Source organism: Bradyrhizobium sp. CCBAU 45321, assembly GCF_028128975.1.
Classification (GTDB): Bacteria; Pseudomonadota; Alphaproteobacteria; order Rhizobiales; family Xanthobacteraceae; genus Bradyrhizobium; species Bradyrhizobium yuanmingense.
The window spans coordinates 326,271-350,074 of record NZ_LFKZ01000127.1 but is presented as its reverse complement, the minus strand read 5'-3'; the positions used below and the strand labels follow the sequence as shown (position 1 = coordinate 350,074).

Sequence of the window (23,804 nt, the reverse complement as noted above, 5' to 3'; positions counted from 1 at the left end):
ACGGCGGACCTGCAAGGCCGAGGACGATTGCGTCCTTGCTTCGACTTGTTGTTGCCACTTGGCTCCCGTCTTGCAACACTTCGCTCGGACCATTCAACCGTCGGAAGCGTTGGCGCAGCCATGGACTTGAATACCATCACAGCCGTCGCCCATCCGCAAACGCGCGCGCAGCTGCCCGTTTGGACGGCAGGTGATGCTTGGCTCGCGGGCGGCACCTGGCTGTTCTCGGAGCCGCAAACGCATCTGACGCGACTGATCGATCTCACCGATCTGAAATGGCCGGCACTTGCGATCACAGAGAGCCACCTCTCGATCGCCGCCACTTGCACCATCGCAGAGCTCGATGGACTCGCCTGCCCGTCCGATTGGCTCGCAGCGCCGCTGATCAACCAGTGTTGCCGGGCCTTCCTTGCCTCGTTCAAGATCTGGAAGACCGCGACCGTCGGCGGCAATCTCTGCATGTCGCTGCCGGCGGGACCGATGATCTCGCTGACGTCGGCACTCGACGGCGTCTGCACCATCTGGAAGGCCGGCGGCGGTGAACAGAGGCTTCCGGTCACCGAATTCGTCACCGGCAACCAGCGCAATCGCCTGACGCCAGGCGACCTGCTCCGGCAGATCGACATCCCGCTTCCCGCGCTGAAGCGCCGTACGGCCTTCCGCCAGATCTCGCTGGCGCCGGTCGGCCGCTCGGCGGCGCTGCTGATCGGCAGTCTCGAAGCCGACGATACGCTGACACTCACGGTCACCGCGTCGACGGTGCGGCCAATCCAGCTGCGCTTCCCCAAAGCCCCGGACGCAAGCGCGTTGCGCGCGGCGCTCATGCAGGAGATTACCGATGATCTGTACCACACGGACATCCATGGCGCGCCACTCTGGCGCAAGCACATGACGCTGCGCCTGGCCGAGGACATTCGCGGCGAGCTGCTGGGAGCGATAACCGCATGAGTCTGGAGGTCAATGGCGAGGCATTTTCCCAGGAGCCGCGCGCCGGCCAGTGCCTGCGCACGTTCCTGCGCGAGCTTGGCCATTTCGGCGTGAAGAAAGGCTGCGATGCCGGCGACTGCGGCGCCTGCACCGTGCTGCTGGACGGCGAGCCGGTGCACAGCTGCCTGATCCCGGCGTTCCGGGCCGAGGGCCGCAGCGTGACCACGATCGAAGGCCTTGGCGGCGATCACGGCACGCATCCGATGCAGCAGGCCTTCCTCGATGCGCAGGGCTTTCAATGCGGATTCTGCACCGCCGGCATGATCCTGACCTGCGCCTCGCTGAACCAGGCGCAGCGCACCGATCTCGGCACGGCGCTGAAAGGCAATATCTGCCGCTGCACCGGTTATCGGTCGATCGAGGACGCGATCCTCGGCAAGACCAATGTCGAGGCGAGCGTCGAGGCCGGCGCCGCCTTCGGCCGCAGCCTGCCCGCCCCCGCAGGCCCCGACGTGGTCCGCGGCACGGCACGCTACACCTTCGACACCGCAATCGATGGTCTGCTGCACATCAAGCTGCTGCGCTCGCCGCATGCGCACGCCAGGATCGTCGCGATTGACAAGTCTGACGCGCTGAGCATTCCCGGCGTGCACGCTGTGCTGACGCATGAGGATGCGCCGTCCGTCCTGATCTCGACGGCGCGGCATGAGAAAGACTGGATGGACCCCGAGGATACCCGCGTCCTCGACGATGTCGTCCGGTTCATCGGCCAGAAGGTCGCCGCCGTCGTCGCCGAGACCGAAGCCGCCGCCGAGGCGGCGTGCCGCAAGCTGAAAGTCAGTTACGAGGTCCTGCCGGCGCTGATCGATCCCGAGCTGGCGATGGCCCCGGGTGCGCCGGTCATCCATCCCGACCGCACCACTGCGAACCGCGTTGCCGATGCCCAGCGCAATCTGGTCGCGGAGACGCATGGCGAGTTCGGCGATGTCGCATCGGCCCTCGCCACATCTGCCGCCACCTATGAGGCCACTTTCCACAGTCACCGTGTGCAGCACGCTGCGCTCGAGACCCATGGTGGCCTTGCCTGGCTCGATGATTCCGGCGTGCTCAACGTCCGCACCTCGACGCAAGTGCCGTTCCTGACCCGGCGTGCGCTGTCGGACATCTTCCAGCTCCCCATGGACAAGGTCCGCGTGTTCTGCGAACGCGTCGGCGGCGGGTTCGGCGGCAAGCAGGAGATGTTCGTCGAGGACATCCTGGCGCTTGCCGCGCTGAAGACTGGGCGGCCGGTCAAGCTGGAGCTGACACGCGAGGAGCAGTTCATCGCGACCTCGACGCGGCATCCGATGCGGATCCAAGTCAAAGCCGGCGCTGATGCGGGCGGCAAGCTCACTGCGCTCCAGCTCGACGTGCTCTCCAACACCGGTGCCTACGGCAATCATGCCGGCCCCGTGATGTTCCACGCGCTGGCCGAGTCCATCGCCGTCTACAATTGCCCGAACAAGCGGGTCGACGGCGTCGCCGTCTACACCAACACCGTGCCGGCAGGCGCGTTTCGCGGCTACGGCCTGCCGCAGGCGCTGATCGCGGTGGAAGCGGCGATCGACGAATTGGCGAGGCAGCTCGGAATCAGTCCCTACGAGATGCGCCGACGCAATATCGTGAGGCCCGGCGATCCCATGCTGTCTCCGCCGCCCTCCGAATATCACGACGTGCTCTACGGCTCCTACGGGCTCGACCAGTGCCTCGATCTCGTCGAGCGCGCGATGCAGGCCGATACCCCGCAGCCGGAGCTGTCGCCGGATTGGCTGATTGGCGACGGCATCGCGCTGACCATGATCGACACGGTGCCGCCGGCCGGCCACTTCGCCGATGCGACGATCGCGCTCAACGACGACGGAGGCTTCGACCTCACCGTCGGCACGGCCGAGTTCGGCAACGGCACCAGCACCGTGCATCGCCAGATCGCGGCGACCACGCTGGCGACCACCGTCGACAAGATTCGTCTGCGCCAGTCCGACACCGCCCATGGCGGCCACGACACCGGCGCGTATGGCAGCGCCGGCACCTTCGTTGCGGGCAAGGCGACGCATGCGGCCGCCGTCCAGCTTGCGAGCGAGCTGAAGGCGGCAGCCGCCGGGGCCTGGCTGTGCGATGTGGAGACTTGCGCGCTCGATGCGGACTCCGTCGTCAGCGGCGTCCGCCGCATGCCTTTCACGGAGCTGGCGAAGCTCGCCCGCGAGCGCGGCCGGCCGTTCGCAGGCAGCGGCACGTCCGGCGGCACGCCGCGATCGGTGGGGTTCAACGTGCAGGGCTTTCGCGTCGCGGTGAACAAGGCGACCGGCGAGCTCCGGATTCTCAGGAGCGTGCACGCCGCGGACGCCGGCGTCGTCGCCAATCCCATGCAGTGCCGCGGTCAGGTCGAAGGCGGCGTGGCGCAGGCGCTCGGCGCTGCGCTCTACGAGGAGATGGTGATCGACGCGAGCGGGCGTGTCACCAATCCGAAATTCCGCGACTACCACCTGCCCTCTTTCGCCGACGTCCCGCGCACGGAGGTCTTCTTCGCCGAGACGTCCGACACGATCGGCCCGCTCGGCGCGAAGTCGATGAGCGAGAGCCCGTACAATCCGGTCGCCGCCGCGCTCGGCAACGCGATCGCGGATGCCACCGGCATTCGCTTCACCGCGCCGCCCTTCAAGCCGGACCGGCTGTTTCCGGCGCTCCATGGCAAATTTGGCTAGACGCACGTTTCGGGGGATACATCCATGAGCAACGACGTCCATCCCGTCGACGAGGTCCTGCCGGTCCCGCGCCTGCTCGCGCTCGGGCTCCAGCACGTGCTGGTGATGTATGCCGGCGCGGTCGCGGTCCCCCTCATCATCGGCCGCGCGCTGAAGCTGCCGCCGGAGGATGTCGCCTTCCTGATCAGCGCCGACCTGTTCGCCTGCGGACTTGTGACGCTGGTCCAGTGCCTCGGCTTCCCCGGCGTCGGCATCCGCCTGCCCGTGATGATGGGCGTGACGTTCGCGTCGGTCGGTCCGATGCTGTCGATGGCGGGTTCACCGGACATCGGCCTGCTCGGCATCTACGGCTCCGTGATCGCCGCCGGCCTGTTCGGCATCGTCGTTGCGCCGTTCGTCAGCCGGCTGCTGCCGCTGTTTCCTCCCGTCGTCACCGGCACCATCATTCTCATCATCGGCATCTCCCTGATGCGCGTCGGCATCAACTGGGCCGGCGGCGGCCTGCCGACGCTGACGAAGGTGGTCGACGGCGTTTCCGGCAGCTTTCCCAATCCAGCCTATGGACAATTGCAGGGGCTCGGCATCTCGCTGTTCGTGCTGCTCTTCATCCTCGGCCTGATCAAATGGGGCAGCGGGTTTCTTGCCAACGTCGCCGTGCTGCTCGGCATCATCGCCGGCGCGGTGCTCGCGAGCATTCTGGGCGTGATGCATTTCGAGAAGGTCGCCGCCGCCCCCTGGGGCGCACTCGTGATTCCCTTTCGCTTCGGCATGCCGCAATTCCACCTGGTGCCTGTCATCACCATGTGCATCGTCATGATCGTGGTGATGATCGAATCGCTCGGTATGTTCCTGGCGCTCGGCGAGATCACCGGCAAGGCCGTCGACCGCGAAGCCTTGAGCCGCGGCTTGCGCGCTGACGGGCTCGGCACGCTGCTCGGCGGCATCTTCAACACGTTTCCCTATACCTCGTTTTCGCAGAACGTCGGCCTCGTCTCAGTCACGGCCGTGCGATCGCGCTGGGTGACGGTCACGGGCGGCTGCATCCTGCTCGTGCTCGGGCTGCTACCGAAGCTCGCTGCGCTGGTGGAGGCGGTGCCGCTGGTCGTGCTCGGCGGCGCCGGCCTCGTGATGTTCGGCATGGTGGCGGCCACCGGTGCACGCATCCTGGCCTCGGTCGATTTCCGCAACAACCGCTACAATCTCTTCATTGTCGCGATCTCGATCGGCTTTGGATTGATCCCGCTCGTTGCTCCCGGTTTTTTCCGCAATCTGCCGCACAATCTGCACCCGCTGCTGGAGTCCGGCATTCTGCTCTGCGCGGTCGTGTCGGTGCTGCTCAATGCCTTCTTCAACGGATTGAGCGGTGGCGCTGCCGCCGAGGCCGACGCGGCGTCAGCCGCCGCATCGGCACAGCATGTCTAAAGCGCGATGCGACTAGGATGAATCGTCATCGTGCTTTAGTTGATTGTTTGAGCATGATCTTGTCGGAAAACCGCTACGCACTTTTCCGGATCATGCTCTAGCTGCCGCGATAGGTCGAGTAGCTCCAGGGCGTGACCAGCAGCGGCACGTGGTAATGGCTTTCCGGCTCGCTGATCGCAAAGCGCAGCGGGATCTCGTCGAGGAAGGGCGGATCGGACAGCGGCACGTTGCGCGCGGCGTAATATTTGGCGACGCTGAAGCGCAGCTCGTAGCGGCCGATCGGCAGCGGACGGCCGCCGATCAGCGGCTGGTCGGTGCGGCCATCGGCATTGGTCACCGTGCGCGCGATGACGCGGTTCTCGCCAAGGCTCGCGAGCTCCACGAGCTCGATCGGGATGCTAGGTGCGGGCTTGCCAATCTGGTTGTCCAGCACATGGGTCGAAAGCCGGCCGTGCACCTTCAGCCTGTCGTCGGCGGCGACCAGCTGGTCGAGCCGCAGCGCCGAGATGCGGCCGATCTCCTCGATCGCACGCCTTATCTCGGTCTTGGCGATGTTGAGCAGCCGCGCCTCGAAGTCGCGCAGCACGGAATCCTTGGTGTGACGGCGCACACAGACGATGTAGGGGAAGCCGAACTTGTCGCGGTAGGCGTTGTTGGCCCGCTCGAACGCGGAATATTCGGCATCCGACAGCCGGTCGAGCCCAGCGCTGTTCTGCTCGTCGGTCGATTCCGCGGTGAGGCCCGCGGCGCGCTGCGTCTTGTTGGCGAGATCGGGATGCGCCCGGATCAGCGCCAGCTGCACGTCAGGCTCGGCACTCTGGATCGCGGCCATCAGCGCGGCGTGCAGCTCGTTGATGCCGGCGAACGGCCGCTTTGCCGCGAGCTGCTCGGCGATCCACGGCGAATATTCGACGACGTTGGCGAGCGCCGCGACGAAGTCGGCCGTGGTTGCAGCGTTGAGATCGGCCAGCGAAATCTGCGACATCATCTCACCCGATCTCGAATGCGTCGGCGGCAAGATGGGCGTGCTTCTCGTGCCAGTGCTGCGCGATCTGCAACCGGGTCGGCACCCAGACGCGCTCGTGCTTGCCGATATAGTCGAGGAAGCGGATCAGGCCCGCTGCGCGGCCCGGCCGGCCGGCGAGGCGGCAATGCAGGCCGACTGACATCATCTTAGGCGCGGTTTCGCCCTCCGCGTAGAGCACGTCGAAGGCGTCCTTCAGATAAGTATAGAACTGCTCGCCCTCGGCAAATCCTTGCGGGTTGATGAACCGCATGTCGTTGGCATCGAGCGTATAGGGAATGATGAGCTGCTTGCCGCTGGCGCCCTTGACCCAATACGGCAGATCGTCGGCATAGGAATCGCAGAGATAGAGGAAGCCGCCCTCCTCCATCAAGAGACGGTTGGTGTTGATCGAGGACCGCCCGGTGTACCAGCCGAGCGGCCGCGCCCCCGTCGCCTCGGTATGCACGCGGATGGCCTCGGCGATCTCGGCGCGCTCCTGCGCCTCGGTCATGTCCTTGTGCTCGATCCATTTCAGGCTGTGGCTGGCGATATCCCAGCCCGCCTCCTTCATCGCAGCGACAATCTCGGGATTGCGCTTGAGCGCAGTGGCGACGCCGAACACCGTGGTCGGCCAGGTCCGCTCGTTGAACATCCGCCACAGCCGCCAGAAGCCGGCGCGCGAGCCATATTCGAACATGGATTCGATGTTGGCGTGGCGCTGGCCGGGCCAGGGCTGCGCGCCAAGCACGTCGGACAGGAAGGCCTCCGAGGCGCGATCGCCGTGCAGGATGTTGTTCTCGCCACCTTCCTCGAAATTGACGACGAACTGCACCGCGACCCGCGCGTCACCAGGCCATTGCGGATGCGGCGGATTGCGGCCGTAGCCGCGGAGATCGCGCGGGTAGCGGGGCTCGGTCACTCAGACTTCCTCGAAGCGGATCGGCAGCGCGCCCTTCCACAGCACGCTCTTGCCCAGCGTTGCGAGGTTCTCCAGGCCCGAGGTCAGCGTGATGAAATGGTTGCCGGCGAGCTGGCCCATCTTGCTCGCGAAGTGCACGCCGCCATAGGCCAGCAGGATCTCGGTTTCGCTGATGCCGCCGGGATAGAGGATGATCTGGCCGGGGGCGGGATAGCTGGTGTGGTTCTCGTAGCCGACGCCGAAGTCGAGGTCGCCGAGCGGCATCCACACGCCCTCGCCGCTCCAGCGCACATGGATGATGTGGCTTTCGAACGGCAGCGCCTTGCGGAAGGCGGCGACGGTCTTGGGCGCCGCCTGCTCCTCGAAACGGGCATCGAAGGTGAAATCGCCGGCGCGGATAACGAGTTTGCTCATCTCATCTCTCTGGATCGGGGGCGATGCGCCCCGCGGGGAACTTTCAGCAAAAAGCACTCCCGACCGTTTCGCGCAAGTGGCGCGGGAGGCTCTCGTATGAGTTGGGCACGCCACCCGGCCTGCCCGATCGCCTGAAAGCTCGTTGCCATTGAACCGGATTGCAGGAGGTGAGTCCACCGGCAGAATTGCCGGGTAAAGGGGCGCCGGCGCCAACGACGTCTGGCGCGCTCCAGCGCGACAATGCAGCTCTCCCGTGTCCCGGACAAGCTGCAGCGCGCAAGCGTTGCGGCGCAGAGCCGGGACCTAGGTAACGCGGCAATTGCGGATGGATGGGCCCCGGCTCGGCAGCGCATCGTCGAACCGGACGATGCTTCGCATCGCCGGGGGGACGCTGCGCTGCGTCCGGGGCACGAGAGAGTGTAGCGCTCGCACTCTCCTTCTCGTCGTTGCGAGGAGCCCTTGCGACGAAGCAATCCAGAATCCCGCCGCGGAAAGATTCTGGATTGCTTCCGCCTTCGCCAAAGGCTTCGGCGGACAAGTCGCTGCGCTCGCAATGACGGAGTGTGAGGCGACGCTGCGTTCTCCAAGTAACACTTGTCGTTCCCTACGAAGGCAAGGAATCCAGCACGCCGCGCCCCCCTCGTTTCAATCACTGGCGTCTCGGCGTACTGGATCGCCCGCCTTCGCGGGCGATGACAGCGAGTGTGGAGGTGCAGACATGCCTTCGCATTCTCGCGGCTGATTTCGCCCGAGCTTTGCTTGGTCACTTCACCCTCTTTTCCAAGAAGGCGCAGGGAAGGCCGGGTGCCGGCGGCACCCGCGGTCCGCTGCGCAAAAAGCACACGCAGGAAGAACCGCACAGCAGCATACAGGTGAAGCCCAACACACGGCCTTCCCTGCGCGATGGTCGGACGGCTTATGCCGCGCTCTCCTGGGAGCCGAGTTCCCTCTGGCCTCCCTCGCTCCTGCGAAAGTCACCGGCACCGCGCCGGTTGACGCGAGCGCCGCATTCGCGAGAGCTTGACCGTAGCAACGACGGCCAGGACCACACGGTTTTGCCGTACGCGCGGTCCGTTGGCGCCGCAGGGTTCGACGGCGCTGTGCACGTTGCCATCGAAATGCCGGCGCGACGAACCTGACAGCGCCGCTCGTCCGTACGAAGCCTCGGGCTCACGGAGAGCAATCCGCCCTGCCCTCAGCTCTCGTACACGACGCTGCCGCGTCCACCGCAAGCCCGGCTCGCGACAATGACGACCTCATGATCGCCCCTCGAGATTGAGCCGGGATGGGCGACACATACGTCATTTCCGAATTTCGGTAAAGCGGAATATTTTTATGCGGGCAGGTTGACAGAGAAGCGAAACACCCTGCTCTCGTAGCCCGGATGGAGCGCGAGCGTAATCCGGGACAATTCGAGATGCCGCGCGAGCGGACCCGGATTTCGCTTCGCTCCATCCGGGCTACGGGAGATGGGATTCAAACGCTCCCCGGCTAGTACAATCCGGGGCTTCCGGGCTCCGGCCGCTCAGTATGGTGCGTAACGATAGCCCGGATCGTAGTAGTAGCCGGAACCGCCGTAGTAACCAGGGCCGCCGTAGTAACGCGGGCCATAGCCATAATAATAGCGGTTTTCATAATATTCGCGGCGGCGGCTCTCGGCGATCGCGCCTCCGATCAGACCTGCGGCCATGCCCATGAAGGCGAGACCCGCGGCATTCGGCCCGCGTCGATGATAATGGCGACGCCGGTGTGCGCTGAAATCGGTGACGTCGGAGGCAGCCTGGCCGGCAACGGCCGCATTGACAGCCGACTTGGCGGCCGGGCTTCCGGCCGAAGCCGCTGCAGACGGGGATGCGGAAGCCGCAATCAGGGCGAGGCCTGCGAGCGCGACCACGATCGTGTTGCGGCCGGCTGCGGAAATCACGGGTCCAATACTCATGTTCGAATTTCCTCTGTTCTCGCCCAAAGAAACATAAGCAAACGATCTATAATCCGCAAACCACTGAAATGGTTTCATGATCGCGGCGATCTGCCACGCTTTGAACGATTGTAAATCCCGAACGATCAGACCCAGCTTGAACCAGGCAACCTGAGCGGTTAATGAACAGCCGCGCCGTTTTCGGCCGCCGTAAGCGTTTACGTGAACCAACGCATCAACCGACGCCGTCGGGATCGATGCCATTTTCCAGGTTCAACGAGATCGACGCGTCCTTTCCTAGAGAAACCAGATCCTAGAGAAACCAGATCCTAGAGAAACCAGATGATTGTGGTTCGCAAACTACCGGCGCGCTATGCGCCGATCGTGACGCCATTCGTGCTGTCCATCCTCATGACGGCGGTGGTATCGGTCATTTCGACGCTGCGGAGCCTGGGGGCAACGCCGGCGTTCCTGGCGACCTGGCCGGGCGCCTGGGGACTGTCCTGGCTCGTCGCCTTCCCGACCCTGCTCGTGGTCTTGCCGCTGGTCCGCCGGGTCGTGGCCTGGCTCGTCGAGGCGCCACCCGGCCGGTAACCTCGCCTACGACAGCGCCCCCAGCACGCCTCTTGTCGCCTTGTCGATTTCCTCGACATAGCGGCGGCGGGCGAAGCTCTCGGTGAGGAAGCCGACAACCTTGCGGCTGTCGGTGGAATCGACCACCGCCAGCATCTCCGCCTCGGCTTCGTCGAACACCGCCATCGCCGACTTCACGTTCATTTCCGGGATCAGCACGATGTCGATCAGGCGGGCGAGCTCGATCACCTGGATGTCGTCGGCGATGGTGTCGAGGTCGCTGGAGAACAAATCGGGCAGCAGGACGAGGCCGATATATTCGTCAGCATTGTTGACGATGACGATTCCCGGCCGCGAGCCGAGCGCGAACTCGCGGCGCGCGGCGGCGATCGTCGTGGTCGAGGGCACCTTGCCGACGTCCGAGCGCATCAGGCGCTCGACCGTGAGATTGCGCAGCCAGCCGACGTCGTTGGCGCTGCGGATGGTCTCGCCGCGCAGATGCAGGCGCCATGTCGAGAACGAATGGCCGAACATGAAGCGCACGCAGATCGAGGTCACGATGCAGCCGGCCAGCACCACGGCGGTGACGTCGACGTTACGTGTCATCTCGAGCACGAGGAACGACATCGTGAGGGGGCCGCCGACGATGGCGACGCCGAGCGTCGCCATGCCCGTCAACATCGCCACCAGCGGATCGATCGCGAAGTTCGGGCTGATGAGCAGCAGCACCGCGGCAAAGAACTTTCCGATCAGGCTGCCGACGAACAGCGAGGCGAAGAACAGGCCGCCGCGAAAGCCGGAGGCGAGCGAGATCAGGCAGGCCGTCACCTTCAAGGCGATGATCAGCGCGATCAGGCCGATCGTCATGTCGTGGAAGAGATCGAGCACCATGGCGCCATGGCCGGCCGCGAGAACCTGCGGCGTGATGATGGCGAACCCGCCGACGATGAGCCCGCCGATCACAGGACGCAGCCAGACCGGCATCCAGGCGAACAGCCGCTCGAACATCGGCGAGGAGCGCATCACGGCGATGCCGACGCCGCTGGTGATGAGGGCGAGCCCGATCAGTGCCAGATATTGCTCGACGCCGACGGCGCTGACCTTCGGTATCTCCAGCGAGTATGGCGCGCCGCCCAGCCATTGCGCGGTCAAGGCGCCCGCGAGGGAGGCGGCGAGGATCGGCGCGGCACTGCCTACGGCATAGACGCCGACGATCAGCTCGCAGGCATAGAAGGCGCCGGTGATTGGCGCGCCGAACGCCGCCGCGATCGCCGCCGCGGCCCCGCAGCCGACCATCAGGCGCAGATCGTTGCGGCGGAGATTGAAGAATTTGCCGATCAGCGAGGCGATGCCCGAACCGATCTGGGTGTAGCCCGCCTCGAGGCCGACGGAGGCGCCGCAGCCGTTCGAGATCAGGGTCTGGCCTGCGACCACCCCGCTGTCGCGCATCGACAGATTGCCGCCCCGCAGCGCGTTGGCCTCGATCGGATCGACCGCGTTCGATATCTTCATGCGCCGCCGCGACCATTCCATGATTCCGAGCGCCAGCCCGCCGAGCGCAGGCGCGATCAGTGCCGCCCATGGGCTGACGCTCGCGTGGGCCGACAGGTGGACGTCAATGGGAATGCCGTAGATCACGACATGCGCGATCTGCGCGATGTGGGCCATCAGCGTCACGACCGCGCCCGCGAGCGTGCCGATCACGAGCGCCAGCGGGATCAGGTAGAACTCGTTGCTGCGCAGCAGGGCGCGCAGCCGAACCATGGTGCGGTTCGTCTTCTTGCGATCGACGAGATGTTTGATCCGCACTAACACCGTTTCGCCGCCCTACCCTTCCGACAGGCCGTAGCCGGCCATGCGCTGACGGACCCGCTCGATTTCCTCGCTCGGGAGCAGCGGCGGTTGTCCGATCTGCAGACAGCCGTGATATTGCCGCGCCAGCGTCTCGACCTCGACCGCCAGCCACATCGCCTTGTCCAGGGTCTTGCCGATCGCGATCATGCCGTGATGATCGAGCAGGCAGGCGAGCCGGTCCTCCAGCGCCCGCACCGCGTGCTCGGACAGCTCCGCCGTTCCGAACGTCGCGTAGGGCGCGCAGCGGATGCTGTCGCCGCCCGCCGCCGCGATCATGTAATGCACGGGCGGGATCTCCATGCCCATGATCGCCAGGATGGTGCAATAGGTCGGATGGGCATGCACGACGGCGTTGACGTCGGGCCGCGACTTCAGGATGTCGCGATGAAAGCGCCATTCGCTCGACGGCTTCTGGTTGGGCGCGTGCGAGCCGTCCATGGCCATGAAGACGATCTGGTCCGGACGCATGGCCTCATAGGGCAGGCTGGTCGGCGTGACCAGGAGGCCGTCCACATGCCGGACGCTGATATTGCCCGATGTGCCCTGGTTGATGCCGAGCGCGTTCATGCGCCGGCAGGCGTCGATAATGGCCTGTCTCTTGCCGAGCTCGTCCGCTGTCATCGACATGTCGATTTCCTGTCGAGGGCTTATTGGACCGAGTTACGTCAAAGCAACGTGACAGTGCAAGCGAAAGCGTCCCGGATCCCGTGACACTCCGGCCGAACGGGATAGCGACAGGTTAACAGATTGTCGCAGCTACCAGGGCAGGCCGGTCCGGACCGCCGCGACCCCGTTGATGACGAACTGCACGGAATAGGCGGCGAGCAGCATCCCGAGGACGCGCGAGAGCAATAACAAAAGTTAAGGCTGGTGCGGAGGCAATGAGATCGAGCGGTGCAATCGCGAAGCAACCATTCCCGACGATTGCCGTTTCACTGTGCATCGATACACGAACAGAAGCAGCCGAAGCAATTGCACGAGCCCCGTTCCAGAATTGATCCGCACGATCCCGTTGCCTGCAGCGGTTGGGCGCTTCGATTGGGGACAAACGTCAGAGAGCTCAAGGCGGCGATTCATCAATTCGGCAGCGCAGCGGATGCCGTGGCGTACGGCCTTCAGCAGTGGCGGCGTAGCGCCTCGCGCGGGCAGTGGCAGGGGCGCAGCGGCGCACCGCAGATCGGCATTCTCTCCGATTCCCTGGTCGCGCGCGGCGAACAACTCGCCGCGGTTTCGATGGTCTGCGTCAATGCGATCGGCCTTGTCGCCGGCGCCGTGCCGCGGATTCTGCCCGCGGCGCCGGAAGCCGACATCGATGCCTATCTGGACGGGCTCGACGGCCTCTTCGTCGGCGGCGGACAGACCAACGTCCATCCGTCCCGCTATGGACAAACAGTCGACGAGAAGCGTGACGGCCCGTTCGACGAATTCCGCGACGAGGTCGCGCTGCGCCTGATCCCGCGGGCGCTGGCGCGGGGCATCCCCGCTCTGTTCATCTGCCGCGGCTTCCAGGAGCTGAACGTCGCTTTGGGCGGCACGCTTTCGAAGGAGCCCGACGATTTGCCTGAGGAACAACGCCATGGCACGCCCGACGCGGACAACGAGGATGCCCGCTATCGGCTGCGGCAGAAGGTGGGCTTGCGCAAGGGTGGCGTCCTGCAGCAGATCTGCGGCGCGGATTCGATTCTCGTGAATTCGCTGCACAGCTTCCTGATCGCCGATCTCGCACCGGGCCTCGTCGCGGAGGCCGTCGCCGACGACGGCTCGATCGAGGCCGTCAGCGTCGAGAGCGCCAGCGATTTTGCGCTCGGCACGCTTTTTCATCCCGATTATTGGGCGAGCTCCGACCACGCCTCGGCGCGCATTCTGTCAGCCTTCGGGGACGCGGTTCGCCGCCACGCCAGGGCGCAGGGGGCGGCATAGGCCATGCACCGCTACCGCTTTGGCATCGAGGAGGAATACTTCTTGGTCAACCGCCAGTCCGCGGCGCCGCGATCCGAGCTGCCCAAGGCCTACATGGCCGCGGCGCAGAAGCGCCTTGGCGAGCGGCTGACCACCGAGATCCTGCAATCCCAGATCGAGGTGGCGACCCCGCCGCTGACGTCTTCGGTCGATGCGCTGGCCGAGCTCGCGCGTTATCGCGCGGTGCTCACCGAGGTCGGCAAGGACCACGGCGTCGGCATCATCGCGGCCGGCACACACCCGCTGGCGCAGCCGCAGCAGCAGCGCATGACGCGCAAGCGCCGCTACAGCAAGGTCATCAGCGAGCTCGGAATGGTCGGCCTCGGCAACCCGATCAGCGGACTGCACGTCCATGTCGAGGTGCCCGAGCCCGATTTGCGCGTCGAGATCATGCACCGCCTGGTGCCGTTCCTGCCGCTGCTGCTGGCGCTCTCGACCTCCTCGCCGTTCTGGTGCGGCTACCCGACGGGATTGCTGGGCTACCGCAATGCCGCCAACGATGCCCTGCCCCGGACCGGCTTTCCCGAGATGTTTCGGAACCTGTCCGAATACGAGACCTACGTGAAGACCTTGGTCGATGCCGGCATCATCCCCAACGCCACCTATGTCTGGTGGGCGTTGCGGCCCTCGTTGCAGCATCCGACGCTCGAGCTGCGCATCACCGATTGCTGCACGGCGATTGCGGATTCGGTGGCGATCGCGGCGCTGTTCCGCGCGCTGGTCCGCCACGCCGTCCACCATCCCGAGCTGAACGCCACCTATTCGGCCGTGCACCGCGCGCTGGTCGAGGAGAATCGCTGGCGCGCCCAGCGCTACGGAACCGACGGCACCTATATCGACCTGGTCTCGTTCGAGCCGGTCTCATTCAGAAGCTGGCTCGATGCAGTGATCGCCATGGTGGCACCCCACGTCGATCATCTCGGCATCGAAGACGACATCCAGCATCTGAAGTCGATCCCCAAGCGCGGCACATCGGCCCACCTTCAGCTCGAATATTTTCGCGGCTTGCGCAAGTTCGGCCACTCGCCGCGGGAAGCAATCAGCGACGTGACGAAATGGCTGCGGACTTCCACCGAAGCCGGAGACTTCACCGCCCGGGGCGGCGAGCCGAAAGCGCAAGCGGTGCGGCAACCGCTGACCGACCTGGTCTGACGCCGCGGCCGCATGGAACGAGGTTTCGACCGCCGACTTAGCTCAGCGTGATAGCAATGGACAATCGTGGAGACCAATCATGAGCGACAGCGGCATTAGCATGCTCCTGGGCCACGCCTCGGCCCAGATGCTTTGGCTCTGGTTCATCGGCGCGTTCGTGCTCGGCGGGGCGCTCGTTTACGGCGTGATGAAGGCGGGCAACTTGCGCCGCAGCGAGCGGGCGCAGCTCGATCGCAACACCGAGGCACGGCAGCGCCAGGAAGATCCCTACAAGCGCCCGACCTGAGCCTTCGCCGGTTGCAGTTTGGAACTTTCGTTCATGGAGCGGCTTTGATCGCCTGAGGATTGAGGAGGGCGAGGCCTTCCCGTGTTACCTCATGAGGAGGATGTATGGCTAAACGAGCGAAGAAACGCACGACAAAGAAGACCGCGGCGCGCCGGCCGCGTCAGGCGCCGAAGATGCTCAGCGACCTGTTTCTGGAGACGCTGAAGGACATCTATTTCGCCGAGAACAAGATCATCAAGACCCTGCCCAAGATGGCCAAGGCCGCGAATTCCAAGGAGCTTACGGCCGCCTTCAACAAGCATTTGCGTGAGACCCAGGGCCAGGTCAAACGGCTCGACCAGATCTTCAAGATGCTGGGCAAGCCTGCACGCGGCAAGCCGTGCGAGGCCATCAACGGCATTGCCGATGAAGGCGCCGAGATCATGAAGGAGTTCAAGGGCGCGCCGGCGCTCGATGCCGGACTGCTCGCGGCGGCGCAGTCGGTCGAGCATTACGAGATCTCCCGCTACGGCACGCTGCGCACCTGGGCCGAGGAGCTCGGCATGCAGGACGCCGCAAGGCTGCTCCAGGAGACGCTGGACGAGGAAGAGGCGACCGATCGCACGCTGACCGAGCTCGCCACCTCCGTGATCAACCTCGAAGCGGAACAAGAGTACCGCGCCGCAGCCTGACCCGCCCTGCCAATGAACGGAACGTCGCGGCCATGCCGCGGCGTTCGCTTGCCTTGATCGCACGGCGGCGCATAACACGTCAGCGCCACTGCACTGGATTTCCGCACTGGATTTCCCGGGAACTCGCCCCATATGCAGGCTTTCCCACCCCAGAGCCCGCATCATGCAACCCAAAAATCCCCTCGACTGGATGCTGTCCGAAGCCCTGGACTCGCTGACCCGTGCCGATCGGCTGCGTCAGCAGTTCGGCCGCCAGGAAGCCTGCTGGGAGCCGCCGATCGACGTGCTCGAGACCGAGCGTGAGCTCCTGATCCTGGTCGCGCTTCCCGGCGTCAATCCGGACAATGTCGAGACCGTCATCCATGACGGCGTGCTCGTCATCTCGGGTCAGCGCACCCTCCCGCCGGAGCTTCGCAACGCCCGCATCCATCGGCTCGAGCTGCCGCAAGGGCGTTTTGAGCGCCGCATTGCATTGCCCCTGGGCCGCTACGCCATCAGCCGCTTCGTGATGGACGGCTGCGTCGCACTGCGCCTCGCGAAATCCTGAAGTCGATCATGGCCACCGAACAGATGAACAACGAACAAAGCAATAACGACGTGAAGATCCCCGACGACGCGCTGATCATCGTCCCCGTGCGCGAGATGGTGCTGTTTCCCGGCGCGATCGCGCCGATCACGATCGGCCGGGCGAAGTCCATTGCCGCCGCACAGCAGGCGCTGCGCGAGCAGCGGCCGATCGGCATCGTTCTGCAGCGCAGCCCCGAGACCAATGACCCCGGGCCGGACGACCTCTACAGGGTCGCGACCATCGCGAACATCGTGCGCTACATCACCGCGCCCGACGGCACCCATCACATCGTCTGCCAGGGCGTGCGGCGCGCGCGCATCCTCGACTTCCTACCGGGGACGCCGTTCCCGGCCGCGCGTTTCCAGCAGATCCCCGAGCCGGCCACGACCTCGCCCGAGATCGAGGCCCGCGCGCTGAATCTGCAGCGCCAGGCCATCGAGGCGATCGAGCTGCTGCCGCAGGCGCCGCCCGAGCTCGCCGCGATGTTCCAGGGCACCAGCGCGCCCGGCGCGCTGGCGGATCTGGCAACCTCGTTCATGGATATCAAGCCGCAGGACAAGCAGGAGGTGCTGGAGACCATCGACCTCGCTCTTCGCGTGGAGAAAGTGTCGAAGCACCTAGCCGAGCGGCTGGAGGTGCTGCGCATCTCCAACGAAATCGGCCAGAAGACCAAGGCCTCCTTCGACGAGCGGCAGCGCGAGGCGATCCTGCGCGAGCAGATGGCGACGATCCAGCGCCAGCTCGGCGAAGGCGACGGCAAGCAGGCCGAGGTCACCGAGCTGACGGCTGCGATCGCCAAGGCCAACATGCCGCCGGAGGCGGAAGCGCATGCCAAGAAGGAGCTGCGCCGCTACGAGCGCATGCCGGAGGCTGCCGGCGAGGCCGGCATGGTCCGCACCTATCTGGACTGGCTGATCGAGCTGCCCTGGGCGCTGCCCGCGGAGAAGCCGATCGACATCAAGGAGGCGCGAGCCATCCTGGATGCCGACCATTTCGGCCTGGAGAAGATCAAGAGCCGGATCATCGAATATCTGGCGGTGCGCAAGCTCGCCCCGCAGGGCAAGGCGCCGATCCTGTGCTTCGTCGGCCCGCCCGGCGTCGGCAAGACCTCGCTTGGCCAATCCATCGCGCGCGCGATGGATCGCCCCTTCGTGCGTGTCAGCTTGGGCGGCGTGCATGACGAGGCCGAGATCCGCGGTCACCGCCGCACCTATATCGGCGCGTTGCCCGGCAACATCATCCAGGGCATCAAGAAGGCGGGCGCGAGGAACTGCGTCATGATGCTGGACGAGATCGACAAGATGGGCCGCGGCGTGCAGGGCGATCCGTCGGCGGCCATGCTGGAGGTGCTCGACCCCGAGCAGAACGGGACGTTCCGGGACAATTACCTCGGCGTGCCCTTCGATCTGTCGCGCGTCGTGTTCATCGCGACCGCCAACATGCTCGACCAGATCCCGGGTCCGCTGCTGGACCGCATGGAGCTGATCAGCCTCGCCGGCTACACCGAGGACGAGAAGCTGGAGATCGCGCGGCGCTATCTGGTGCGGCGGCAGCTGGAGGCCAACGGCCTCTCGGCCGAGCAGGCCGAGATCGAGCCGGAAGCCTTGAAGCTGATCGTCAAGGGCTACACCCGTGAGGCCGGCGTGCGTAACCTCGAGCGCGAGATCGGCAAGGTGTTTCGCCATGCCGCGGTGCAGGTCGCCGAAGGCACGGCCGCGAAGGTCACGGTGACGGCAAAGGACATCGCCACCGTGCTCGGCCAGCCGCGCTTCGAGGGCGAGATCGCACTGCGCACCAGCGTTCCGGGCGTTGCCACCGGCCTCGCCTGGACGCCGGTCGGCGGTGACATCCTGTTCATCGAAGCCACGCGCGTGCCCGGCAAGGGCGGGCTGATCCTGACCGGCCAGCTCGGCGACGTCATGCGCGAGAGCGTGCAGGCTGCGCTGACGCTGGTGAAGAGCCGGGCCTCTCAGCTCGGCATCGATCCGCAAGCGTTCGAGAAGAGCGACATCCACGTTCACGTTCCCGCGGGCGCAACCCCGAAGGACGGGCCGAGCGCGGGCGTTGCGATGTTCACGGCGCTGACCTCCCTGCTCACCAACCGCACGGTGAGGAGTGACACCGCGATGACCGGCGAGATCTCGCTGCGCGGCCTGGTGCTGCCGGTCGGCGGCATCAAGGAGAAGGTGGTGGCTGCGGCTGCTGCCGGCCTGAAGCGGGTGATGCTGCCGGCGCGTAACAAGCGGGATTACGACGACATCCCGAAGAGCGCGCGGGACACCCTCGAATTCATCTGGCTGGAGCGCGTCGACGAAGCCATCGCCGCGGCGCTCGAGCCGGCTGAAGCCAAGGAAGCGGGCGGAGTGAGGCGATGAAGAAACTGCTGGAAAGAGCGAAGCGATCGCGGAAGACGCAGCGGCTGCGCCAGTTGCTGGATCGCGCGATCGACCGGATTCGCGATGAGCTCGCAGGACCCGAGCCGCGGCTTCAGCCTGTTACGGTCCGGGTGAAGCGCCGCAAGGGTTGAGCCCTCCGTCTCAGGCCCTCGCGGCAACCCCAGACAAAAGGCCCCCTCGTTCGAGGGGGCCTTTGCGTTGTTAGCCCACGGCGTCCTTGGCGGCCTTGACCGGGCGGGCGCGGACGATCTTCCGGGCCGGCTTGGCCTTGAACATCATCTCTTCACCCGTGAACGGGTTGGTGCCCTTGCGCGCCTTGGTCGCGGGCTTCTTGATGACCACGAACTTGGCGAAGCCCGGCACCAGGAACAGGCCGTTCTTCTTGAGCTCCTTGTGGCCGACGTCGGTCAGCGTCTCCATGACGTTCTTGACGTCACGCTTGGAAAGCTCGGTGGCGGTCGCAATCTTTTCGATCAATTGCGATTTGGACATCTGGGTCGGCATCGTGTCTCCTCTGATTCGTTGCCGGTTGCATATTAGACCAACCGTTGAAGGCCTATAGCCTTCTGCACAGTTTTGTCGCGAAATTACGGGCTTTTCTGGCCTGCTGTGACAAAAAACCCTGCTTTTTAGCTACTTCCGGAGCGGAGGAAGCCTCGGGCAGCGGCTTTTGCCTTGTTTCAAAGGCCCGCACGACATCTTGCTAGAACTGATTCGCCGCCTTCGACAAGCGACGACCGGCCCCTTTGTGAAAGGAGGCGCGTGTTTCACCCTGAAAAATAAGGATTGGATCGCGCAGCAGCCGCATTTGCAGATCCTCTCCCTCTCCCCGTTCTTACGGGGGCGCGACGAGCTTTGCTCGCGCTGGGAGGGTCGGGGTGAGGGGCCGCTTCAGCAAAGACGGTGAGAGTTCAGTGCTCGGAGAGTCCCCCTCACCCGGATTGCATCTTCGATGCAATCCGACCTCTCCCCGCAAGCGGGGCGAGGTAAACAAGCTAAACGCGCTCGATGATGATGGCCGGCGCCATGCCGCCGGCGGCGCACATGGTGACGAGACCGCGCTTGAGATCGCGCCGTTCGAGCTCGTCGAGCACGGTGCCGATCAGGATCGAGCCGGTGGCGCCGATGGGATGGCCGAGCGCGATCGAACCGCCGTTGACGTTGACCTTGGCCCGGTCGAGCTTGAGGTCGCGGATATATTTTTCCGCCACCACGGCGAAGGCCTCGTTGATCTCGAACAGGTCGATGTCGTCGATTGTGAGGCCCGCCTTGGCCAGCACCTTGCGCGTTGCCGGCACCGGTGCGTTCAGCATGAGGGTCGGCGAGTCCCCCATGTTGGCCATCGCGACCACGCGGGCCCGGGCTTTAAGGCCATGGGCCTTGGCGTAAGCGGGCGAGGCCAGCAGGATCGCGGCAGCGCCGTCGACGACGCCGGAGGAGTTGCCGGCGTGATGCACGAAGTCGATCTTCAGATCAGGGTACTTTTGCAGGATCAGGCCGCGATAGGTCGTGCCCTTGTCGTCGAGCGCGTAGTCCGCGACGGCGGGAAATGCCGGATTCAGGCTGCTGAGGCCTTCCATCGTGGTCTGCGGCCGCGGGTATTCTTCATGATCCAGCGCCAGACTGCCGTCCTCGTGGTGAACAGGCACGAGGCTCTTCTTGAAGTGGCCGTTCGCGATCGCGTGCGCGGCGCGCTTCTGGCTCTCCAGCCCGAGCGCGTCGACGTCGCTTCGGGTGATGCCCTCCAGCGTCGCGATCGCATCGGCGCAGACGCCCTGATGCGACTGCGGATGCCGTGCCCGCAGACGCAGATTGCCGCTATCCATCATCATCGGACCGCCGCCGCGGCGTCCCTCCATCGACATCATCTCGCAGCCGCCGGCAATGACGAGATCTTCGACACCGGCCATGATGGAGCTTGCCGCCATGTTGACGCTGGTGATGCCGCTTCCGCAAAAACGATCCAGCGTCACTGCGCTGGCACGCACGTCGTAGCCGGCATCGAGCGCCGACATGCGGCCGAGATCGCCGCTTTGCGTTGCCACCTGCGCGCTGCAGCCCCAGACGATGTCGTCGACATCGGCGGTGTCGATGCCGGTGCGGTCAGCGAGCGCGCGCAGCACGGTCGCCCCGAGCTGCTGCGGATGAATGCCCGACAGGGCTCCCTTGCCGGCCTTGCCGATGCCCCGCGGCGTGCGGCAGGCATCAATGATCAGCGCGTCAGGCATTGGCGTCGTCCTCTTGTTTATGCGTGTGTGAGCGTTGTGAATCAGAGGGACTGGCGAGTCAATGCGCGCTGCCTTCTTCCCGCGTGCGGGGAGAGGCCGGATTTTACGCGCAGCGGAAAATCCGGGTGAGGGGGAGCTTCCGCAAACTCAGTAGCAGATGGACTCGCGGAGAGCCCCCTCACCCGGAATTTGCTGTCGCAAATTCTGGCCTCTCCCCGCAGGCGGGGAGAGGCGAAAACACCGAGCCAGCCGCTACGCCCCCGCCGCGTTCTTCGCGATCACGTTGCGGTAGAAGCTGGCGCTGAGCTTTGCCGTGCGGACCTGGGTGTCGAAATTGACGTGGTACAGCCCGAAACGCTTGTTGAGGCCATACACCCACTCGAAATTGTCCATCAGACTCCAGAGGAAATAGCCGCGCACCGGCACGCTTTCGTCGGTGGCGCGCTGGAGCTGGGCGAGATAGTTGCGCAGATACATGATGCGATCGGTGTCGTAGATCTTGCCGTCGGGCGACACCACATCGTCGCCGGAGGTGCCGTTCTCGCTGATATAGATCGCGTCCGTCTTCCAGATCTTCGCCGCCAGCTTCGGCACCCAGTAGATCGTCTCGGGCCCGACGCGCAGCCAGTCCGAATTCATGTGCGGGAACGATTTCGGGATCGGCAGCGGCTTGAAGCCCGCGCCCTGGTCGGAGGCCACGATGTAGTTCTGCGGCGCGTAGATGTTGAGACCGAGAAAATCGACCGGCGAAGAGATGATCTTGAGCTCCGCATCGGTGTATTTCGGCGCGTTGGATCCGGCGTATTTGAGGAAGGCGTCGGTATAGCGGCCCGTCATGATGACGTTGAGATAGCCGGCATTCATCTCGCGCAGCGCGATCTCCGCGGCGCGCACGTTTTCCGGCGTGTCGAACGCAGGCGCGCAGGCATCGATGTTCTCCGCCGGCCCCACCCTGGTGCCGCGGCGGCCATGGGCGCGCACCGCCTGCACTGCGAGCCCGTGCGCCAGCGCGCTGTTGTGCCTGATCTGGTTGACATCGGCTTGCGGCAGCTTCAAGCCCGGCGCGTCGATGCCGACCCCGTAACCGAAATAGACGAAGCGCCCGCTCTCGTTCAACGTGAATACGTTCCTGACGCGGTCGGTGAGGTGCTTTGCGACATAGGCCGCGTAGTCGCCGAAGATCTTGCAGGTCTCGGTCGAACGCCAGCCGCCGAACCGGTCCTCGAGCGATTGGGGCAGATCCCAATGATAAAGGGTCAGCCACGGCTCGATGCCGTTCTTCAGGAGCTCGTCGACGAGACGATTGTAGAAGTCGAGCCCCTTCGGATTGGGCTTGCCGTCGCCCTCCGGAAACAGCCGTGGCCAGGCCACCGAGAAGCGATAGGCCTTGCAGCCGAGTTCCTTGATGAGGGCGATGTCCTCCTTGTAGCGGTGATAGTGCTCGTTGGCGCGGTCGCCGGTGGTGCCGTCCTCGATCTTGCCGGGGATGCGGACGAACTTGTCCCAGATCGAGGCCCCTCGCCCGTCCTCCTCGACCGCGCCCTCGACCTGATAGGACGACGTCGCCGTGCCCCAGAGAAAGCCGGCCGGAAAACCGCCTGCATTGCGCGGCGGCCGCGCCGGCTTGGCTTCGAGGACAAGGGGACTCGCAATCCCGGTTGCGGACAATCCCGCCAGCTTGGCAAACCGGCGGCGCGAGACCCCCTCCGTCATTGATGCTGCTCCACTTCTTTTCGTTTCGGGCCGGCACAATGAACAGTTCCGGGCGATTTGAGAAGCGGGTGGATTCTAGCGTCGACTTGCTCCGATTGAACCGACCAAGACCTGCATCAGCCACTCAATGCCGGCGTCTCTCATCGCCGCCTTGGTTGCGATGGCCCGGATCGTGTCCGGTTTGCGCGCGAAAGGCAGCTCGACGAACACCAAGCCGAAACGGCGCGCGTGGTGCTCCACCAATCGGCGCGGCAAGGCTGCGATCAGGTCAGACCCGGAAAGCTGGGCAAGCGCCATCATGAAATTCGGGACCGTTAACGCGATGCGGCGTTGGAGGCCGCGCTTAGCCAACATGTCGTCGACGAAACCGCGCGGTTCACCACTGAGAGAGACCAGCAAATGTTGCGATTGCGCGAAGGCCGCATGGGTTGGCGCTTTTGACAAGCGATGTTCCTTGCGCATGGCCAGCACAAACTCCTCCTCATAGAGGCTGCGCGCTTCGAACCGCGGTGATACCGAAGGCAGCGGCAACATTGCGACGTCCAGCTCGCGTCTTTCCAGCATGTCGAGGCATTGCTGCCAAGGCTCTCCGGTCGCGCCGTCGCGCGGCGCGGGCATCAGGTGGATCAACCCGATGTCAATGTGCGGCGCGGCAGCTGCGATCGACCGCAACAGCGGACCGGTAGCCGAGACCAGCACCGCATCGGGTGCGCCAATGGTGAACCTGCGGCTGCTCTTTTCGGGGTCGAACGGCGTAGCCGAGCCGAACAGCTGTTCGACGCGCGCGATGATCTCAGCCACCGGCTCCCCTAGCTCCAAGGCCCGTGCCGTTGGAACGACGCCCTTCGGGGTCCGCAGAAACAGCGGATCGTTCAGCAGAAGCCGGAGCCGGCCGAGCGCATGGCTGACCGCCGACGGTGTCAGGCTCAACCGAGCGGCTGCGCGCGCCACATGGCGCTCCTCCAAAACCACACGGAAGAGCACGAGGAGATTGAGGTCGATCCTGGATAAATCAATTTGGTTCAGCATGTTGCTGAAATCATATCGCTGGATTCAT

At 65.0% G+C, this 23,804-nt stretch carries 21 protein-coding genes and 1 pseudogene; 11 read left to right on the top strand and 11 right to left on the bottom strand.

The window, feature by feature from the left end; all coding sequences use genetic code 11:
• Nucleotides 1–120: 120 nt before the first annotated feature.
• Genes ACM43_RS26950 through ACM43_RS26940 form a run of 3 tightly spaced genes read left to right on the top strand, consistent with a single transcriptional unit; the run spans nucleotide 121 to nucleotide 5,090 of the window.
• The gene (locus ACM43_RS26950; protein ID WP_271544185.1) at nucleotides 121–948 is read left to right on the top strand and encodes an FAD binding domain-containing protein; all 828 of its coding nucleotides are present in this window, start codon (nucleotides 121–123) and stop codon (nucleotides 946–948) included.
• Entirely contained in the window at nucleotides 945–3,668 is a 2,724-nt protein-coding gene (locus ACM43_RS26945; protein WP_271544183.1) for a molybdopterin-dependent oxidoreductase, read from the top strand. The genes ACM43_RS26950 and ACM43_RS26945 overlap by 4 nt, the downstream gene beginning before the upstream one ends.
• A 24-nt stretch (nucleotides 3,669–3,692) precedes the next feature.
• Nucleotides 3,693–5,090, top strand: coding sequence for a nucleobase:cation symporter-2 family protein (locus ACM43_RS26940; protein WP_271544181.1), 1,398 nt, complete (start codon nucleotides 3,693–3,695; stop codon nucleotides 5,088–5,090).
• 97 nt (nucleotides 5,091–5,187) lie between these two features.
• On the opposite strand, the gene uraD is transcribed toward ACM43_RS26940, so the two are convergent.
• From uraD to ACM43_RS39015, 4 genes are all read right to left on the bottom strand, one after another.
• A complete protein-coding gene (gene uraD, locus ACM43_RS26935; protein ID WP_271544312.1) occupies nucleotides 5,188–6,075 on the bottom strand; it encodes a 2-oxo-4-hydroxy-4-carboxy-5-ureidoimidazoline decarboxylase in 888 nt (295 codons plus the stop codon).
• 4 nt (nucleotides 6,076–6,079) lie between these two features.
• Nucleotides 6,080–7,015: an allantoinase PuuE gene (gene puuE / locus ACM43_RS26930; protein ID WP_271544179.1), complete on the bottom strand. Its 936-nt coding sequence runs from the start codon at nucleotides 7,013–7,015 to the stop codon at nucleotides 6,080–6,082.
• On the bottom strand, nucleotides 7,016–7,429 hold the full coding sequence (locus ACM43_RS26925; RefSeq protein WP_036045261.1) for a DUF3830 family protein: 414 nt from the start codon (nucleotides 7,427–7,429) through the stop codon (nucleotides 7,016–7,018).
• A gap of 1,525 nt (nucleotides 7,430–8,954) precedes the next feature.
• On the bottom strand, nucleotides 8,955–9,611 hold the full coding sequence (locus ACM43_RS39015) for a hypothetical protein (protein WP_404539319.1): 657 nt from the start codon (nucleotides 9,609–9,611) through the stop codon (nucleotides 8,955–8,957).
• Nucleotides 9,612–9,689: 78 nt separating this feature from the next.
• On the opposite strand from ACM43_RS39015, the gene ACM43_RS26915 reads away from it, so the two are divergent.
• Nucleotides 9,690–9,941 carry a DUF2798 domain-containing protein gene (locus tag ACM43_RS26915; protein ID WP_157283880.1) on the top strand — a complete coding sequence of 84 codons (252 nt, stop codon included), beginning with the start codon at nucleotides 9,690–9,692 and terminating at the stop codon, nucleotides 9,939–9,941.
• Between the two features lie 6 nt (nucleotides 9,942–9,947).
• On the opposite strand, the gene ACM43_RS26910 is transcribed toward ACM43_RS26915, so the two are convergent.
• The 3 genes and pseudogenes from ACM43_RS26910 to ACM43_RS38660 form a co-directional block, all read right to left on the bottom strand.
• Complete coding sequence (locus ACM43_RS26910; protein WP_128263305.1) at nucleotides 9,948–11,735, bottom strand: chloride channel protein; 1,788 nt, start codon at nucleotides 11,733–11,735, stop codon at nucleotides 9,948–9,950.
• A gap of 12 nt (nucleotides 11,736–11,747) precedes the next feature.
• Nucleotides 11,748–12,401, bottom strand: coding sequence for an L-fuculose-phosphate aldolase (locus tag ACM43_RS26905; RefSeq protein ID WP_271544176.1), 654 nt, complete (start codon nucleotides 12,399–12,401; stop codon nucleotides 11,748–11,750).
• Nucleotides 12,402–12,530: 129 nt separating this feature from the next.
• Nucleotides 12,531–12,626, bottom strand: a pseudogene (locus ACM43_RS38660) (MarC family protein); the annotation flags it as partial.
• Between the two features lie 42 nt (nucleotides 12,627–12,668).
• Between ACM43_RS38660 and ACM43_RS26900 the strand changes: the two are divergent.
• The 7 genes from ACM43_RS26900 to ACM43_RS26870 all read left to right on the top strand — a co-directional run bounded on the left by ACM43_RS26900 (nucleotide 12,669) and on the right by ACM43_RS26870 (nucleotide 18,937).
• Nucleotides 12,669–13,694 (top strand): gamma-glutamyl-gamma-aminobutyrate hydrolase family protein, encoded by a 1,026-nt coding sequence (locus tag ACM43_RS26900; protein ID WP_271544174.1) that lies wholly within the window; start codon nucleotides 12,669–12,671, stop codon nucleotides 13,692–13,694.
• A gap of 3 nt (nucleotides 13,695–13,697) precedes the next feature.
• The gene (locus ACM43_RS26895) at nucleotides 13,698–14,885 is read left to right on the top strand and encodes a carboxylate-amine ligase (RefSeq protein WP_157283884.1); all 1,188 of its coding nucleotides are present in this window, start codon (nucleotides 13,698–13,700) and stop codon (nucleotides 14,883–14,885) included.
• 79 nt (nucleotides 14,886–14,964) lie between these two features.
• Entirely contained in the window at nucleotides 14,965–15,171 is a 207-nt protein-coding gene (locus ACM43_RS26890) for a hypothetical protein (RefSeq protein ID WP_036007833.1), read from the top strand.
• A gap of 104 nt (nucleotides 15,172–15,275) precedes the next feature.
• The gene (locus ACM43_RS26885; RefSeq protein WP_271544171.1) at nucleotides 15,276–15,842 is read left to right on the top strand and encodes a YciE/YciF ferroxidase family protein; all 567 of its coding nucleotides are present in this window, start codon (nucleotides 15,276–15,278) and stop codon (nucleotides 15,840–15,842) included.
• A 163-nt stretch (nucleotides 15,843–16,005) separates the two neighbouring features.
• Nucleotides 16,006–16,389 (top strand): Hsp20/alpha crystallin family protein, encoded by a 384-nt coding sequence (locus ACM43_RS26880; protein ID WP_024342525.1) that lies wholly within the window; start codon nucleotides 16,006–16,008, stop codon nucleotides 16,387–16,389.
• 8 nt (nucleotides 16,390–16,397) lie between these two features.
• Nucleotides 16,398–18,785 (top strand): endopeptidase La, encoded by a 2,388-nt coding sequence (gene lon / locus ACM43_RS26875; RefSeq protein WP_271544170.1) that lies wholly within the window; start codon nucleotides 16,398–16,400, stop codon nucleotides 18,783–18,785.
• Complete coding sequence (locus ACM43_RS26870) at nucleotides 18,782–18,937, top strand: hypothetical protein (RefSeq protein ID WP_271544168.1); 156 nt, start codon at nucleotides 18,782–18,784, stop codon at nucleotides 18,935–18,937. The genes lon and ACM43_RS26870 overlap by 4 nt, the downstream gene beginning before the upstream one ends.
• A gap of 70 nt (nucleotides 18,938–19,007) precedes the next feature.
• Here the strand turns inward: ACM43_RS26870 and ACM43_RS26865 are convergent, their stop codons facing one another.
• The 4 genes from ACM43_RS26865 to ACM43_RS26850 form a co-directional block, all read right to left on the bottom strand.
• A complete protein-coding gene (locus tag ACM43_RS26865) occupies nucleotides 19,008–19,310 on the bottom strand; it encodes an HU family DNA-binding protein (RefSeq protein ID WP_018320691.1) in 303 nt (100 codons plus the stop codon).
• A gap of 491 nt (nucleotides 19,311–19,801) precedes the next feature.
• Entirely contained in the window at nucleotides 19,802–21,034 is a 1,233-nt protein-coding gene (locus tag ACM43_RS26860) for an acetyl-CoA C-acetyltransferase (protein ID WP_271544166.1), read from the bottom strand.
• A gap of 252 nt (nucleotides 21,035–21,286) precedes the next feature.
• Nucleotides 21,287–22,747, bottom strand: coding sequence for a GH1 family beta-glucosidase (locus ACM43_RS26855; protein ID WP_271544164.1), 1,461 nt, complete (start codon nucleotides 22,745–22,747; stop codon nucleotides 21,287–21,289).
• Between the two features lie 75 nt (nucleotides 22,748–22,822).
• The gene (locus ACM43_RS26850) at nucleotides 22,823–23,776 is read right to left on the bottom strand and encodes a LysR family transcriptional regulator (protein WP_271544162.1); all 954 of its coding nucleotides are present in this window, start codon (nucleotides 23,774–23,776) and stop codon (nucleotides 22,823–22,825) included.
• Between the last annotated feature and the right edge of the window lie 28 nt (nucleotides 23,777–23,804).